Annotated in this window: 18 protein-coding genes; 10 read left to right on the top strand and 8 right to left on the bottom strand. The window is 68.2% G+C overall.

Translation table 11 applies throughout. The features are described from left to right. Positions 1 to 61 precede the first annotated feature (61 nt). The 5 genes from WHN02_RS21060 to WHN02_RS21040 all read right to left on the bottom strand — a co-directional run bounded on the left by WHN02_RS21060 (position 62) and on the right by WHN02_RS21040 (position 7,006). Positions 62 to 517, bottom strand: coding sequence for a hypothetical protein (locus WHN02_RS21060; RefSeq protein ID WP_434740423.1), 456 nt, complete (start codon positions 515 to 517; stop codon positions 62 to 64). Continuing rightward, positions 514 to 1,470 (bottom strand): hypothetical protein, encoded by a 957-nt coding sequence (locus WHN02_RS21055; protein WP_434740422.1) that lies wholly within the window; start codon positions 1,468 to 1,470, stop codon positions 514 to 516. The genes WHN02_RS21060 and WHN02_RS21055 overlap by 4 nt, the downstream gene beginning before the upstream one ends. After that, positions 1,470 to 2,087 (bottom strand): thymidylate synthase, encoded by a 618-nt coding sequence (locus WHN02_RS21050; RefSeq protein WP_350898140.1) that lies wholly within the window; start codon positions 2,085 to 2,087, stop codon positions 1,470 to 1,472. The genes WHN02_RS21055 and WHN02_RS21050 overlap by 1 nt, the downstream gene beginning before the upstream one ends. Positions 2,088 to 2,219: 132 nt before the next feature. Continuing rightward, a complete protein-coding gene (locus WHN02_RS21045; protein WP_434740421.1) occupies positions 2,220 to 3,791 on the bottom strand; it encodes a protein kinase domain-containing protein in 1,572 nt (523 codons plus the stop codon). 50 nt (positions 3,792 to 3,841) lie between these two features. Beyond that, a complete protein-coding gene (locus WHN02_RS21040; protein ID WP_434740420.1) occupies positions 3,842 to 7,006 on the bottom strand; it encodes a type I restriction endonuclease subunit R in 3,165 nt (1,054 codons plus the stop codon). A 144-nt stretch (positions 7,007 to 7,150) separates the two neighbouring features. Between WHN02_RS21040 and WHN02_RS21035 the strand changes: the two genes are divergently transcribed. The 9 genes from WHN02_RS21035 (at position 7,151) to WHN02_RS20995 (ending at position 11,867) form a co-directional block, all read left to right on the top strand. Then, complete coding sequence (locus tag WHN02_RS21035) at positions 7,151 to 7,621, top strand: helix-turn-helix domain-containing protein (protein ID WP_434740419.1); 471 nt, start codon at positions 7,151 to 7,153, stop codon at positions 7,619 to 7,621. Positions 7,622 to 7,634: 13 nt separating this feature from the next. Continuing rightward, positions 7,635 to 8,186 (top strand): PIN domain-containing protein, encoded by a 552-nt coding sequence (locus WHN02_RS21030; RefSeq protein WP_434740418.1) that lies wholly within the window; start codon positions 7,635 to 7,637, stop codon positions 8,184 to 8,186. A gap of 128 nt (positions 8,187 to 8,314) precedes the next feature. After that, positions 8,315 to 8,842 carry a DUF6244 family protein gene (locus tag WHN02_RS21025; protein ID WP_434740417.1) on the top strand — a complete coding sequence of 176 codons (528 nt, stop codon included), beginning with the start codon at positions 8,315 to 8,317 and terminating at the stop codon, positions 8,840 to 8,842. Positions 8,843 to 9,003: 161 nt separating this feature from the next. Then, positions 9,004 to 9,438, top strand: a complete 435-nt coding sequence (locus WHN02_RS21020) for a hypothetical protein (protein WP_434744020.1) — start codon at positions 9,004 to 9,006, stop codon at positions 9,436 to 9,438. A gap of 1 nt (position 9,439) precedes the next feature. After that, positions 9,440 to 9,877, top strand: coding sequence for a SitI3 family protein (locus tag WHN02_RS21015; RefSeq protein ID WP_434740416.1), 438 nt, complete (start codon positions 9,440 to 9,442; stop codon positions 9,875 to 9,877). 1 nt (position 9,878) lies between these two features. After that, positions 9,879 to 10,337 (top strand): SitI3 family protein, encoded by a 459-nt coding sequence (locus WHN02_RS21010; RefSeq protein WP_434740415.1) that lies wholly within the window; start codon positions 9,879 to 9,881, stop codon positions 10,335 to 10,337. Then, entirely contained in the window at positions 10,315 to 10,776 is a 462-nt protein-coding gene (locus tag WHN02_RS21005) for a SitI3 family protein (RefSeq protein ID WP_434740414.1), read from the top strand. The genes WHN02_RS21010 and WHN02_RS21005 overlap by 23 nt, the downstream gene beginning before the upstream one ends. 2 nt (positions 10,777 to 10,778) lie before the next feature. Further along, positions 10,779 to 11,219, top strand: a complete 441-nt coding sequence (locus WHN02_RS21000; RefSeq protein WP_434740413.1) for a SitI3 family protein — start codon at positions 10,779 to 10,781, stop codon at positions 11,217 to 11,219. Positions 11,220 to 11,342: 123 nt separating this feature from the next. Next, positions 11,343 to 11,867: a DinB family protein gene (locus WHN02_RS20995; protein WP_434740412.1), complete on the top strand. Its 525-nt coding sequence runs from the start codon at positions 11,343 to 11,345 to the stop codon at positions 11,865 to 11,867. An 8-nt stretch (positions 11,868 to 11,875) separates the two neighbouring features. Here the strand turns inward: WHN02_RS20995 and WHN02_RS20990 are convergent, their stop codons facing one another. The 3 genes from WHN02_RS20990 to WHN02_RS20980 are packed head-to-tail and all read right to left on the bottom strand — an operon-like array spanning position 11,876 to position 13,894. Then, positions 11,876 to 12,313, bottom strand: a complete 438-nt coding sequence (locus WHN02_RS20990) for a hypothetical protein (protein ID WP_434740411.1) — start codon at positions 12,311 to 12,313, stop codon at positions 11,876 to 11,878. A gap of 7 nt (positions 12,314 to 12,320) precedes the next feature. Further along, on the bottom strand, positions 12,321 to 12,749 hold the full coding sequence (locus WHN02_RS20985) for a hypothetical protein (protein ID WP_434740410.1): 429 nt from the start codon (positions 12,747 to 12,749) through the stop codon (positions 12,321 to 12,323). Continuing rightward, positions 12,746 to 13,894: a helix-turn-helix domain-containing protein gene (locus tag WHN02_RS20980; protein WP_434740409.1), complete on the bottom strand. Its 1,149-nt coding sequence runs from the start codon at positions 13,892 to 13,894 to the stop codon at positions 12,746 to 12,748. The genes WHN02_RS20985 and WHN02_RS20980 overlap by 4 nt, the downstream gene beginning before the upstream one ends. A gap of 272 nt (positions 13,895 to 14,166) precedes the next feature. Here WHN02_RS20980 and WHN02_RS20975 point away from each other — a divergent pair, with 272 nt between their 5' ends. Then, on the top strand, positions 14,167 to 15,573 hold the full coding sequence (locus WHN02_RS20975; protein WP_434740408.1) for a Tat pathway signal protein: 1,407 nt from the start codon (positions 14,167 to 14,169) through the stop codon (positions 15,571 to 15,573). Positions 15,574 to 15,642: the final 69 nt, after the last annotated feature.

Here is a 15,642-nt window from a genome sequence, read left to right as displayed (position 1 = left end):
GGCACACACCCCTACCTGTGATCGACTCGCACCGGGCGCGACCGATTTGACCTCGGGAGGGTCAGCTGTCGGACCCCTCGTCGGCCTCGGACACCTTTCCTACATCGATAGTCGGCAATCGGTCAAGGGCGCGGTGGATTCGTCGGACCTCGGTCGAGTCGAGATGGGGGGCGGCGACTCGGAGGTACCACACGAGAGCGTTCGCGGCATCGTCGGATCTGGTGACACCGGGCCGCTGATCGACGTTCGACACCATCCACAGGTAGAGGATCGTGAATGGGTACACGGTGTCGGGGATCGCGAACCTGAGGGGGATCAGCGCCTTCGTCGACTCCGGCAACGAGAACGTCTCGTCGGCGACCACACTGGCGTCGAAACGGCGAAACAATTCCGGAAGTGGCACCGGCTCGGTCGCCTGCACCTGCCACCTCAGGCTGCGTTCGATCGAAAGATCCGCACCCGCCTGGATGATGAGGCGGCAGGAGGTGGCACCGATTTCTGCGGGGAGGAGTCTCATCGGCCTACCTCCGGCTGTCGTAGGGCGCGTTCCAGGTGCATCAGCAGCAGGTACGGGCGTACCTCCTTGGCGATCTTCCGCCAGGTGAACGCCTTCACGCCGTACTTCAGCACGATGCTCGGCGGCAGGGTGGCCCCGAGCACGTCCCAGACGATCTCCCCGCCCACCTGGGGGCCGAGGCGCGGCAGGGCGTACTCGGTGGAGATCGCCCGGTATCGGGTCATCAGCTCCCGGGCCGTGTTCTCCGGGCTGATCACCGGGTCGAGCCCACGGGCGACCGCCACCACGGATTCGTCGAGCAGAGTACGGAAGTCGGCGCTGAATCGACGGCACGTCTCCACCTGTTCGGCGGTGAGGTTCACCAGGGAACCCAACTGGAGTTGGCCGATCACCTCGCGGACCACCGCCGCCTGGAACCCCTCACCCGGCCGCGCCCGGAAGGTCGAGGTCAGCGCGGTGCGTACCGCCGGGTTGGTCAGCATGCCGTCCTGGTTCAACTCGGCCGAGATGACCAGCGACGCGAGATGGTTACGGAGTCCGACGATCTCCGCTGTGCCCTGCCGCAGGGGTGACCTCTCACCAGGCTCCCGGCCGTATGCCGACTCCCGGATCGACCGCATCACCTCGTCCATCTCGCCGAGACTCACTCCGAGTGTCGACGCGGGGACCACGAGATCGGCCGGACGGCGGACGGCGTCCCCGTCGGTGGGATTGCCTGCCCGGCCGGCGTCGTCCACCTCGTACTCGTGGGCCCACAGCTTGACGAACCCCTGTTCGCGCAGTTCGTCGATCCGTCGTTCGATGAGTCTGGCGTCTGCCCGGTCGACGGCAGCCACCTCGTACGACGAACGGATCGCGATCGAGTCGGCGAAGAAGATCACTGCCTGGAGGAGCCGGTCGATGGTCCGGTGGCCGACCAGCCCGCTGTCGAGCATCGTGAGTGACCGTTGCATCATCGCCTCGTCAGATAGCTGAGCAGGTCGACTTCGTATATGTGGGCGCTCCAGCACTGATAGGAGACCGTCGAGCGCCGCATGCCCAACTCCTGCGACAGGTCGGAGGCGAGCTGCGCGAAGGCGAGCAGTTCCGGCACGAACCCCACCCACACGTCGACGCTGCGCGCGGTCACGAACAGGTGCAGCGTGTCGGCCACCACCCGGACCGCTCCGCCCACCGGTGAGACGGGGAAGGGCGCATTCAGGTCGGACGGGGGTGACCAGGTGGAGAACACGGCCGACCGGGAGGTCGGATCACGTCGCAGCAGGTCGACGATCCGCCCAATCTGATCGAACGCCTCGCCCTCGTCGCCGCCCCATCGGCGCATCCGCTGGAACAGCAGTGACCTGCCCCGCTGGTTGCCGAAGAGCCGGTCCCGATAGTCCTTGATCAGCTCGGGGTAGGGGTACCCCTCCGGTGCGCTCAGATCGCTCGGATTGGTGAGTCGAACGGTGAGGCCGGGAAGGTCGAACGAGATCCCGTGACGGGTGGCGATCCGGACCGCCTGCCCGCCCTGGAAGAGATCCAACGCCTGCTGCCAGCCGGTCCGTACCGTCTCGATCGTCAGCTCCAAACTGACACCTCTCCCGATGGGGCTGTGGAGGATCCGCCGAGGTGTCAGAGTACGGCCCGGGACCACACCGTGTGGTCCCGTGGCGCACCCAGCGTGGCGCGACTGTCGTCGGTCCGCCGGCAGGTGCGACGCTCACTTCGTGCCGTCGCCGGTGATCCGGAGTCGGGTGAGGATCTCGGCGATCTCCCGGGTCTCCTCGTGGCCCGGCCCGTACAGGAGTGCGAGATCCTGGTGCAGGGGCACGAGTTCGGCTGCCGCTTGGTCGAGGTCGCCTTCGGAGAGCAGCAGCCGGCAGATGTCGCGGCGAAGTTCCAGGGCGTCGGTGGAGAGGTCCCCGTCGGTGGCCTGCACGTGGGTCAGCACCTGTCGGAACTGGCGCAGTGCGAGGGTCGCCTCACCCAGCTCCGCCCGGCAGTGGGCGGCTTGGCGCAGGCAGGCCAGCGCGTCGTGGTCGGCTGGGCCACCGGTGCGGGCGAAAGCCGCGTGCAGTGCGTCGAACTCCGGGAGTGCCCTGCGGACGTCGCCGCCGATGACCAGGGTCGCAGCCCGTCGCTGGCGGAGGGCGAGGACCCGGGGGTGGTCGACGCCGAGGGCGGCTGCGGCGGGTTCGATGACCTGCCACAGTGCTTCCGCAGCCTGCGTGTAGCGGCCCTGGACGAGCAGGTCGCCGGAGTGCGCCACCGCGTCGTCGATGGCGGCGCGCAGGGCGGTGGCGGGGTCTCCGGAACCCGGGCGGTGGGCTACCGGGTACGCCCAGGGTGGGGTGGGCGTCCGCGATCGGGGTGCGTTGGGTCTGCGGTACATCAGTGTGGGGTCGGGCACCCCGGCCGGGAGGTGTCCCCGTTGCGGGGGTGCCGATCCGGGCGCCGGGAGCAGGGGGAGTAGCTGCTCGTAGACGTCGTACGCGTCGCGGGGCCGTTGTTCGGGCACCTTGGCGGTGAGCGCCAGGACCGCCCGCTCCAGTGCTTCGGGAACGTCCGGGCGGAGTCGGCGCAGCGGCGGTGGTGGTTCGTCGACGTGCTGGCGCATGAGCTGGAACTCGTTCGCCCCGTCGAAGAGGGTCCGGCCGGAGAGCAGTTCGTGCAGCACACACCCGAGGGCGTACAGGTCGCTCTGCGGGGTGATCGGGCCACCCTGGATCTGCTCCGGGGACATGTAGTGGTGGGTGCCGATCATGTGTCCGGTGCCGGTGAGCCGGGTGACGTCGGTGCCGAGGATCGCGGCGATGCCGAAGTCGAGCACCTTGACCGCGCCGGTGTCGGAGACCAGGACGTTGTCGGGTTTGAGGTCCCGGTGGACGACGGGGATGGCGTGGGCGTGGGACAGGACGGTGCAGATCTGTGCCGCGATGGCGGCGGCCCAGCCGACCGGCAGCGGCCGCGCCGGGTCGACGTAGGCCCGCAGGGGGGTGCCGCGGACGTACTCCATGACCAGGTAGACCCGGTCGTAGGTGGTGTCGAGGACGGCGTCGTACACCTGGGGGACGCCGTGGTGCCGGATCCGGGCGGTGATCCGGGCCTCGCGGCGGAACCGTCTGGCGAACTCCTCGGCCCGTGCGGCGGAGTAGACGACGTCGGGCCGGATCAGTTTGACGGCGACCTCGCGGTCCAGGACCGCGTCGTAGCCGCGCCAGACCTGGCCCATGCCACCGGAGCGGATCTCGTCGACCAGTTCGTACCGCCCGGCGATCGGGTCTGCCCGCACGTCATCCCCCAGCTGATACCCGTCGTCGTCGAGTGTGGACGGTATCCGGATCAGGCGGCGTCGTCGACGACCCCCTCCTGGTCGCGGATCATCCGCCAGGCGGCGCTGCGCGCGCTGCGGTTGAGCGAGCTGCGGAAGTCCTGCTGCTGGTCGAAGTACCTGCGGCCCATCTCGGCGGTGGTGTCGAAGTGGTCCATCATCTTGTCCTCGAAGACCGGGTCGAAGACGTGGCCGAAGTTCTCCACGTCGTTGGCGACGGCCGCCAGGCGGACCTTCGGGTCGGCGAGGGCCTCGTGGAACGGTTTGATGACGTCCTGGTCGGTGAACTCGGTGCCGTACCTGTCGTTGAACCGGGCGATGAGCTCCGAGAGCAGTGACTTCTCCGGGTCCTTGGCGTCGGCGGAGCCGTCGCCGAGCCCGTGGAGGTCGGTCGTCCCCTCCGGGACGAGGCTGACGTCGTGCTCTCCGGTCCGTTCGACCCGCAGGTGGCTGAGGTCGACCTCGCCGATGTCGACACCGCCGTCGTCGCGGCGGGGCAGCCGGTTGAGCAGGTGCCGTCCGTAGAGGTAGAGCCGCTCCAACTCAGGATCCTGGTAGGGGACGATCCGGGAGAGGAACCCGTACTTGCGGACGTAGTCGTTGAGGTCGCCCCGGAAGGTCTCGGCGGTGGCCTGGTCGTCGGGGTCCTCGCCGTTGAGCAGGGCGTCGAACCGGCCGACCGCCGGGTCCAGGTGCCGGTACAGCTCGGCGTGCAGCTTCGCCCACTTCGCGGTGTTCCCGGCGGCCTGGGTGTCGGCGGCGAACCAGGCGGCGGCGAAGGCCTGCATCTCGTCACCGACCAGGATCGGCGCGGACATCACCCGGCTCTGCCCGCTGTAGAGCAGGTTGGGGTCCGAGGGGAGGGTGGCCGCCTCCTCGAAGTACGGTCGGAACGCCTCCCGGATGTCCTCGGCCTCGTTGCAGAAGTCGAGGACCGCCAGGTCCGCCTGGTTCTTGCGGTCGGCGGTCCGGTTGAGCCGGGAGAGGGTCTGCACGGCGGCGATCCCGGTCAGCTTCTTCACCACGTACATCGTGGTGAGCAGGGGCTGGTCGAACCCGGTCTGGTACTTCTCCGCCACCACCAGGATCCGGTACTCGGGTTGCCCTGCGCCGCCGGTCCGGTCGTCGGCGCGGGCGTACCCGAACGCCTTGGGCAGGGCCTTCTCCGGCAGGCCGCCGTTCTCCTTCGCCTCGGTGATCTCCTCCCCGTCGTAGGTGAGGGTGCCGGAGAAGGCCACCAGGACGCCGGGATCGGGAAGGCCACGGTCGCCGAGGTGCTTACGGATCGACCGGGCCATCTGCACGGCACTCTGCCGGGAGGCGGTGACCACCATCGCCTTCGCCCGGCCACCGAGCCGCCCGGCGGTGTGGGCGAAGAAGTGCTCGACGATCACCTGTGCGTGCTGGGCGACCGTCGAGTCGTGGGTGAGGGCGTACCGGGCGAGCAGGGGGTTCGCCTTGGCCCGGTCGACCTTCCGCTCGTCAGGGTTGCCGTTGACCAGCTTCCAGTACGTGTCGTACGTGACGTAGCTGCGCAGCGGGTCGAGGATGAACCCCTCCTCGATGGCCTGCCGCATCGAGTACGTGTGGAACGGGTGGTACTTCCCGTCCTCGCCCCGGGTGCCGAACTCCTTGAGGGTCTTGTCCTTGGGAGTGGCGGTGAACGTGAAGTAGGAGAGGTTGGCGGCCCGCTGCCGGTTGCGTGCCCGGCGCTTGAGCCGCGCGTCGACGTCGGGTTCGGCGGGTGTGCTGGTGGCACCGGGGTCACCGGACTCGGCGTCCAGACCGAGGTCGCGCAGGACCTCCCGGACCGCTCCGGCGGCCTCACCGGCCTGGGAGGAGTGCGCCTCGTCGACGACGATCGCGAACCGTCGGCCATGGATCTCGGTGGGGTTGCGCTTGAGGTACTCCACCAGGGCGGGGAAGGTCTGCAGGGTCACCGTGACGATCTTCCCGGTGGCCTTGGAGAGCGCCTTGGCGAGCTGCTCGGACTTCGCCCCCTGGTCCTCGTCGATCTTCACGACGAGACCGGCTGTCTGCTCGAAGCTCCCGATCGTCTCGCGCAGTTGCGAGTCGAGGTTGCGTCGGTCGGTGATGATGACGACCTTGTCGAAGACGGGGATGCCGGGTTTCAACCCGGCTTCCACGGCCGTCGGGTCGAGGTCGGCCACGTCCACCGGTGTGTGCAGGGACGACAGCCGGTGGCTGAGCCAGGCGATGGTGTTCGACTTTCCCGACCCCGCCGAGGCCATCACCAGGTAGTGCTGCCCGGCCCCGTGCCGGGCCGCGTGGGTCGTCAACTGCTTCACCGCGTGCCACTGGTGATAGCGGGGGAAGATCAAAGACTTCCGGGTACGTCCGTCCGCGCCCTTCTCCCGGTGCAGGTGGACGAAGCGTTCCAGCAGGTCCAGCCAGTTGTCCCGCTGCCACACCTCCTCCCACAGGTAGGAGGTGGCGTACCGGCCGTACCCGGTGGCAGGCGGGTTGCCCTGGCCGCCCGGTCGTCCCGGCCCCGCCGACCCGGTGTTGAACGGCAGGAACCTGGTCGCCTTCCCGCGCAGCCCGGTGGTGACGAAGACCAGGTCGGGGTCGACGGCGAAGTTGGCGACCACCCGCCGGGCGAAGATCAGCTCGGTGGGGTCCCGGTCGGTGCGGTACTGCTCCTTGGCGTGCTCCACCCCCGACCCGGTGAGCGGGTTCTTCAACTCGGCGGTGGCCACCGGGATCCCGTTGAGGAACAGGGCCAGGTCCAGCCGGTTGCCCCGGTCGGCCTGCTTCGTCGCGTACGCCAACTCCCGGACCACTGTCAGCCGGTTGCGCCGGTAGTCGTCGAGGATCGCGTCGGACTCCACCAGCGACGGCTTGAAGTACGCCACCCGGATCCGGACGCTGTTGTCCCGCACGCCGTCGCGGAGCACGGCGAGGAGTCCGTCGTCGGCGATCGCCCGGTCGAGCCGCTTGACGAACCCCCGCTGGGCGGCCATCTGGTCACCGCCGTAGAAGGTGACCAGCTCCGCCCACTCATCGGCCTGCGTGGCGCCGACGAACGTGAAGAGCTGCCCGGTGTCGAACCCGAGGTCGGGCCGGTAGTCGGCAGCCTGGCCATCCTCCCACCCATTGGCGAGCAACGACGCCACGATCGCGTCCCCGAAGGCCTTCTCGTGATGAACAGCCATGCCGCCTCCCCAGGCCGGACCCGGCTGTCACGGCCGGCTTGACCATCGGAAGCTTACTGATCGTGCCGGTTGCGGCACAGTCGTCCCCTTGCCGCGCGCGTCGAAACCGTGTTCGCTTTTTTCGAATAGTGGTAGGGTCGGGGCATGGCTCAGGCGCTCCGTGAACGCACTCTCCTTCCGCCGAAGGACAGCTCCGACCTGGCACGATTCGCCCGGGGCCTCGCGGCTGCACAGCCGTCCGCGCGGGCGAGACTGGTCGGGCCGGACGGTTCTCACCTTGACATCCCGGACGAGCTGTACGGGGTCCTCCGCGATGTGGTGACCGCCCTGTCCGAGGGCATGGCGATCTCGATCGCCCCCCACAACACGATGCTCACCACCCAGGAAGCTGCCGATCTGCTCAACATCTCGCGACCGACGGTCGTGCGGTTGTTGACTGACGGGCAGATTCCACACACCATGCGAGGGCGGCACCGCCGGGTCATGCTTCGTGATGTCCTCGACTATCGGGAACGCACCCGTCGCGAACGCCGGCAGACTCTCGACCAGATGGCGGCCGACGCTGAGGAAGACGACCTCTACGACGTGACCGCCACGCCCAAGCGAACCCGGTGAGGTAAGACGCGTCGTGGCCTTTCCCGCGCTGCTGGACACGTGCGTGCTCTACCCTGCCTACCTCTGCGACACCCTGCTCCGGCTGGCCGAGGATGAGGCGTATCGACCCTTGTGGTCGGCCGACATTCTTGAGGAGTTGAGGCGTAACGTCGTCGAAGCAGGGGTCCCGGCTGACCGAGTCGACCGGCGCATCGCCCAGATGACCCGCTCGTTCCCGGACGCGGCGGTCACCGGCTACGAGACGCTCGTTGACGGCATGCTCAACGACCCGAAGGATCGGCACGTCCTTGCCGCGGCCGTTCGCGCGAACGCCGAAGTCATCGTCACCTTCAACACTCGGGATTTCCCCGAGCACACGCTGAAGCCGTACGACATCCTCGCTGTTCACCCGGATGAGTTCCTACTCGACCAACTCGACTTGTACCCGGGCCTGACGATCGGTGTGCTTGAGGATCAGGCTGCCTCCTACCGACGCCAACCCACCACCATCGCAGGTCTCCTTCCCATACTCGAACGCACTGGTCTGCCTCGCTTCACCGCCGAGGTGCGCCGACACGTTCGTTGAGACCGGAAGCTCGCGGATCGCGCCAGCCTCGGCAGAGAAGCGATCGGGCACCACACGGCCTCCGTGGCGTATAGCGGGTATGTTTCACATTCCACGCCCGCTGCTCTTCGACCCGTACGAGGTGTCGCATGTCTACTGTCGAGGAGGTCACCGGGGAGCTTCGTACTCTGCTCACCGGTGTGGAGCGGGCGCAGAGCCTGGCCTCCGCCGCCGACAACCAGGCCCAGGGAATCGCCACCCGGGCTGCCGGTGCCGGGTTCGTCGCCGTCGCCGCCGGTCTCGCCCGGGTACGCTCCGCCATCGCCAGCATCCAGGGCGGCCTCGCCACCCTCGCCACCACCGGCGGTGAGGCGGCCAGGGCGACGGCGGCGGTGTCCCGCGAGGCCACCCCGCAGGAGTCCATCGCCGCCCTCGGCCCGGTGCAACAGGGCGTCACCGCCGCCCGGGAGTCCTGCACCGCCACGATCGGGCACGTCGACACTGCCAGGCAGCTCGTCACCGCCGTCCTGCAGGGCGGAGAGCCCGGCCCTCTCCTGCAGGCTCTCGACAGCATCAAGCAGACCCTGGTGCTGGTGGTGCAACGCACCCACAGCGCCCAACAGGCGGTCGAGGCGACCGTGAACCACGCCCGCCGCCTCGGCGCCCAGGGAAACTGACCGGGGCTGGCGGCGACACTCCGCCGGCCAGCCCAATCCGCTCCGAGGACCCCGCGAAGTCCTCGGTCACCCACACGACGAACGACCCCGCGCCCCTGCCACCCTGGTCCAGGAAGCCGACGGGTGTCCGGGGCGGCCGTCCGACCGGTCCCCGCACGGTCATCAGACCGAAGGAGGACGACGACGTACGACGGTCTCTGCAACGGGAGAACGACTGTGCCGTCAGGGTCGCTGCCGAGGGCTACCAGGTCCAGCAGAACCCCACGAGGCCAGAGGTCACAGCTGCGCGCGAGGCAACCGGCGACACCGGGAATCTGAAGAAGACGCCGGACTATCTTGTCGAAGGGCATGTCTTCGACTGTTACGCTCCCAGCCCGTCGAAGTCGTTACGGGGAGTCTGGGACGAGGTAGGGCAGAAGGTCAAGAAGCGGCAGACCCAGCGGGTGGTGCTTCACCTGGGGGACTGGCGCGGCGACCCGCAGGCGTTGAAGAAGCAGTTCGACGACTGGCCGGTGCCAAACCTCAAGGAGTTGGTGGCCGTGAAACGCGACGGTGGGATCATTCAGATCGTCGACGGCACTGAGAAGGGCGGTTGAGGTGGGGATTGAGTTCCGACTGATCCTGGCTGGTGACATCTCGATCCGTCGAGTGGCTGAGCTTGTCGCACCCGACGCGGTCGAGGACCAGACCGCCTCGGGTGACCTCATGCTCAGCTCAGGAATCGACGACACGCTTGGGTACGGCATCGACATTCTCTCCGGGCAGCGGGGCTACTTCGACGCGGAGGACGATGACGGGTCGGTGTGGGTGTGGGAGCCTGACTCCTTCCTTCAGGTCGACTACGTGATGCGCAAGGACGTCATCGCCGAGCGAGGTGTCCCGGCTATGCTCCGCAGTGTGTCGGAGCTTCTCGACCGTCAGCCGGAGGACGCGGCTCTGGTGCTGAACGCGAACTATCTGTTGTTGACCAGGGTCGACGGCGTGCTGCGCAGACACCGCCCCTCGTGGTGGCAGCATCATCAACAGAACCAGTGACGTGTCTGTCGACTACCGACTGACCCTCGCCGGGGATCTCACTCTCGAAGAGGTAGCCGCCCTGGCCGCCCCTGGGGCGACGGAGGGTCGGTCCCCCGCCGGCAACAGGGTGCTGAGTGCCAGCCTAAACAAGGAGAGCGGGTACGTCGTCAGCATCGTCGCGACTGTCGACGGCTACTACGAGGCCGAGAGTGACGGCGGCGAGATGTGGCAGTGGGAGCCTGCCCGGAGTGTCGACATCACCTTCCACATGGACAAGGAGGTGCTCGCCGAGAAGGGACGCCCGCACATGCTTCGCACGGTCGATCAGGTCCTCCGAAGTCGGCCGGAGGATGCCGCGCTGATCCTCAACGGTGGCTGGCTGATGCTGACCCGGGTAAACGGGCAGGTGCTGCTACACAACGCCGCCGAATGGCACGACCCGAACTACGACATCGATGGCATGCGAACGGCAGAATGAGATGGGGATCAACTTTCGACTGATCCTGGCTGGCGACATCCCGCCGAGCCGCGTTGCCCGGGTGGTCGCTCCACACGCGGTCGATGCCCGAACCACCTCGGGCCGCCCGATGCTGCGGTCTGGTCTCGACGACACGCTCGGGTACGGCATCGACATCCTCTCCGGGCAGCGGGGCTACTTCGACGCGGAGGACGAGGACGGGTCGGTGTGGGTGTGGGAGCCTGACGCCTACCTCCAAGTCGACTACGTTATGCGCAAGGACGTCATCGCCGAGCGAGGTGTCCCGGCCATGCTCCGTAGCGTGTCGGAGCTTCTCGAACGTCAGCCGGAGGACGCGGCTCTGGTGCTGAACGCGAATTGGCTGCTACTGACCAGGGTCGACGGCGTGCTGCGCAGACACCGCCCCTCGTGGTGGCAGCATCACGGCGAGGGGGTCTGACGATGGGGGTCGAGTACCGGTTGACGCTCGCCGGTGGGTTGTCGCTGGACGAAGTAGCGGCGCTTGTCGCACCACACGCGAAGGAGACGACGACGTCGGGCGGTGACCGGCTGCTGAGCACGCCGACCGAGGACGAGCCGGGCTACGGCGTCAGCATCATCGAGGACCGTGAGGGTTGGCACGAGGCTGAGAGCGACGACGGTCAGTTGTGGCGGTGGGAGCCCGGCAGGTGTGTCGACGTCACCTTCTACATGGACAAGTTCGCCGACCGTGAGGGGGCTCGGGGCCACATGCTCCGTACCGTCGCCACCGTGCTCGCGCACCGGACCGAGGATGCGGCGCTGACCCTCAACGGGGACTGGCTGATGCTGACCCGGGTCAACGGGAAGGTGCTGCTGCACAACGCCGCCGACTGGTACGACCCCAGCCACAGCCCGTTCTGATCGCCTCAGCTGTCGACGGCAGTGGACGGAACCGACGAGCTACCCGCCAGTCTCCGCCCGACCCGCAGGTTGACGGCACGATCTCGTTCGACCCCGACCACGGGGATGTGGCAGGGTCGCCTGGTGTCTGCATCCCGCCTTGACCTGCTGCGTTGGCAGTTCGACCTGACCTGGTCGCTGTTCGAGTACCACCTGGAACGGCTGGAGCCGGCGGACTTCCTCTGGGAGCCCGCCCCGCACTGCTGGACGATGCGCCAGGGTGCCGACGGTGGGTGGGTGCCGGACTGGGCGGACGTCGAGCCCGATCCGATCCCCGTCCCGACGATCGGGTGGATCACCTGGCATATCGGCTGGTGGTGGACGGTGACAGTCGACCACGCCGAGGGGCGCACGCCACGGGAGCGTACCGAGGTCGGGTGGCCCGGGGACGGCGAGCAGACGGTGGCGTGGCTGCGTGATCTGCGTACCGCGTGGTTGTCGGTTCTCGATCAGCTCGGCGACGCGGACCTCGACGCTACCGCGCCCTTTCCCTGGCAGGACGACCCCGCGCACACCGTCGCGCACATGATCGCCTGGGTGAACGCCGAGCTGATGAAGAACGCCACCGAGATCGGCCAACTCCGGCTCCTGCGCCACGCGCGCGGCTAGCCCTACCGTCACCGGCACTCGATGATGCGGTCGGCCAGGGTGGCGGCCTCTGTCAGGATGGCGTTCAGCTCTTTCGACGAAACGGCCCCGTCGCCGAGGGCGTACAGGATGGTGAGGCCCTGGATCCGGCCGGTCGACGTGGGCTCGACGTCGGTGGGGAGGCTCGGGTCGAGGGCGCCGCTGACCAGCATTTCCGCGCTGCTGGCGTCGGTCTCGGGTCCGCCGGTCGTGGTGCTTCGCATGTCGGCGACGAATCGGATGATCTCGCCAGTGTCGGCCCCTCGTTGAAAGCGGCGGTTCACCGCGAGGTAGAAGACCGCCCCGAGGAGCACGTCGAACCCGTCCCAGCCGTCGCGGTCGAGCCGGGCCTCGATCTCGTCGTTCGCCGCGTGGTCGCCCTCCACCATGGTCAGGATGTAGGAAATCTGGTCCGGTGTGATCGGCATGATGCCGCTACCGGTGTTCTTCGGCGAGCTCTTCGGCCTCGGCCATGAACTCGTCCAGCTCGGTGGGGGTCAGGGGCGTGGTGAGCAGGAGGTGTCCGAGGATGAACAGTTCGGCACCGAGGGCGGTCTCGGCGGGGATGTTGTCGACGAGGTCGTACTCACCGAGGGCGGCTCGGATGAGCCCTTCCAGTTCGAGGCGCGGAAGGCTCTCGTGGTCGGGGTAGAGGTCCCGAGCTCCGGCGACGAAGGCGGAGACGTCGGTGGGGGTGGCGTCGGGGCCGAAGTGCCGGTGGACGGCGACGGCGAACGCGGCCCCGACGAGTCGGAGGCCGTCTGCCACCCCGAGCTGACCGACCTCCACCGCCAGCGCGTCGACGGTGTCCAGGTCGCGTCGGGCCAAGGCCCGGATCATGTCGCTGAGCGGGGTGCGGCTCATCGGGTCAGCCCGACTGCGGTGGCCAGTCGCGCCACGTCGGCACCGGCGGGTCCGCTGCGGGCGATCTCGGCGATGACGGTACGGGCGTACGGGCGGAACCGGACCTCGGTGGGGGCGAGGGTGTCGGCGGTGAGGACCTTCTGTGCGGCGGTGGTGTGGTCCCCGGTCTGGGCGTAGGCGTGGGCGGCGTCGAGGAGGTGGGCGGCCCGGAGTTCGGCGGGTAGGCGTGTCCAGTCGTCGTGGCGGACTGCTTTCTCGTGGAGGTAGACGGCTTCGGTGGTGTCGCCGAGGCGGAGTGCGGCGAGGACCCGGGCGAGTCTGACGGTGAGCGGGCCGAAGTGGGTGTGGTGAGGGTCGTGTCCGGGCGTACCCCGGTTGGTGAGGTCGTCGGCGTGGTCGATGAGGTCGTCGGTGTTGCGGCGGTCGCCGGTCCCGGCGGCGGCGAGCCCGGCCTGAAGGAGCAGGGTTCCCTGCACACCCTTGTCGGTGACGGTGTCGGCCGCAGTGAGGGCGGCGGTCATGGCCAGGCGGTCCCGGTCGAGGGCGCGGAGGGCCTGGGCGACGACGATGGTGGCGGTCCCGCGCAGCGTCGTGTGGTCGGCGGCGGCGGTGACGGCCCGGTCGGCGGCGAGCCAGGCGAGGTCGGGTTCACCGAGTTTGACCAGTACGGCGGCGGTGATCCGGTAGCTGGGCACGAGCAGCGCCGGGGTGGTGTGGGTGGCGTCGAGGAGGGCGGGCAGGCTCCGCAGGAGTTGGGCGTAGTGGGCGTGGTGGTAGGTCAGCCAGGCGTGGGCGACGTGTCGGTGCAGCTGGTCGACGGGGGGTGTGGCGGTGGGCCGGTGCTGGTAGCGGGCGAGGGCGGCGCGGACCGCCTCGACCCCGTCCAGGCCGACGGCCGCCGTCCGGGGCACCCGGTGTGAGCCGAGGAGGGTGCTCGGGTCGACGTGGAGGACTTCGGCGATCTCCTGGATGACCGAGTACCTGTCGAGGGCGCGTACCCCGCGTTCGACCTTGTCGACCCAGCTCTTGGACTTGCCGAGCCGGTCGGCGAGCATCTGCTGGGTCATCCGGCGGCGGACCCGCCACCGGGCCATCCGTCGACCGATCGGCAGCTCGTCGCCGCCGCGCAGCCCCGGCCCGCTCATCGGTGCTGTCCCGTCTGCGGGGGCATGGCGTCGGTGGACTCCCCGCACCGTGGACACCACCGCGACTTCACCCGGAACGCGAAAAGCCCGAGCAGAAACCCCGGCACCAATCCCCCGAACACGATCGACACGACAATGGACATCACGAACCCCCTCACCTCCTGTGTCGCAGGCCTCACCTAAAGTGAAAAGGTTCGTTGCGGCATCGGGTAGCCAGCCGGCCTGGCGGGCATGTGGAACGCGTTGAACGCATCTCTCGGGGAGGTCAGTGGATGGCGCGGACGCCGAGGCGGCGCAACGAGAAGCTACTAGAAATGATCAAAGAGTGCCGATGGTCGTACGAGGCGTGTGCCGCAGCGGTTCGGGCGGTCGCTCGCGAGAACCGCGACGCGCTGCCCTCCTGTGACCGTTCGCATGTAGGGCACTGGGTCAGTGGTGTCAAGCCCAGTGGCAGCACGTCTCGATACCTGGCCGAGGCGATCTCCCGAAGGCTCGGTCGGGTGATGAATCCGATCGATCTCGGAATCGTCGAAGGCAGTAACCTGGAGCCTGACCTTCGTGGCCTGGACTGGTGGGGACATGCCCCGGCCATCGATCTGCTGACCGTCGGGAGGGCCGACTTGGAGCGACGAGAGTTCGGGCTCAACGCCCTGTACTCGTTGGCAGCGCTCGTTGTTCCGCTCGACTCGTGGCAGGAAGTCGCGGACCGGGGACGACGTGCGCAGGGTGGGGACGCCGCAGTGGGCCGCAGCGAGATCGACGCCGTACGAGACATGCTGGATGTGTTCAGCAAGGCCGATGAACGGTTCGGAGGGGGACATGCGCGCTTGGCCGTCGTCCAGTACCTCACCTCGGACGTGGCTGGCTACCTCCAAGGGCGCTTCTCCTCCGACAGCGACCGCAGGGACATGTTCAGCGTCGCGGCCGAGATGACCTATCTCGCAGGCTGGAAGGCCTTCGATTCGTCCCTGCACGGGTTGGCTCAGCGCTACTACGTGCAAGCTCTGCGGCTAGCCAACGAAGCCGACGATCGCCCGCTTGCCGGCTTCACACTGCGAGCGATGGCACATCAGGCCGTCGATCTCGGCCACGGATCGGAAGCCCTGCAACTCGCCACATCGGCGCTGGAATGGTCAAAGGGACGTGCTACCCCGGCCGCGACCGCGCTTTTCACCGTTCTGACCGCTCGTGGCCATGCCGCGTCGAGCGACCCCCTCCGCACCTCGACAGCACTTCTCACGGCCGAGGCTCAACTCGCGAGTGCGTCCGTCGATGACGAGCCAACATGGATCCGGACCAGCGGATTCACCGAGGCTTCCCTTGCCAGCCAGGCGGGCCAGGCCCTTCGCGACCTCGGTGACCTTGCCGGGGCAGAAGCTCAACTACGTCGGTCGATAGCGACCCGGAACGCCGGGCCGTACCGACGCATCCACACGCTGACCCTGGCCAACCTCGCCGACGTCCAGTGCAGCCAAGGACGCCTTCGTGAAGCCGTCGGTAACTGGAACCACACCATGGACACGATGGAAGGTGTCAAGTCCGGCCGGGCCTCGGCCGCCGTAAGAAATATCCGAACCCGCCTCAGTAACTTTGGTCCCCGCCTCCCCGCCTTTGCGAAGCAGCTTGACCAACGGGCCACGGCCCACCTCCGTCAAGGCAACTCGCCCTCATCCAGATGACCAATTGAGGCAACATGACGTCCGAGGGGCACTCAGGCCGGGGTTGAAGACGGTGGATCGGTGCATCAG

This window comes from Micromonospora sp. SH-82 (genome assembly GCF_051132485.1).
Lineage (GTDB): Bacteria > Actinomycetota > Actinomycetes > Mycobacteriales > Micromonosporaceae > Micromonospora.
The sequence above is the reverse complement of the archived record's forward strand: the minus strand, read 5'-3'. Positions and strand labels throughout refer to the sequence as shown.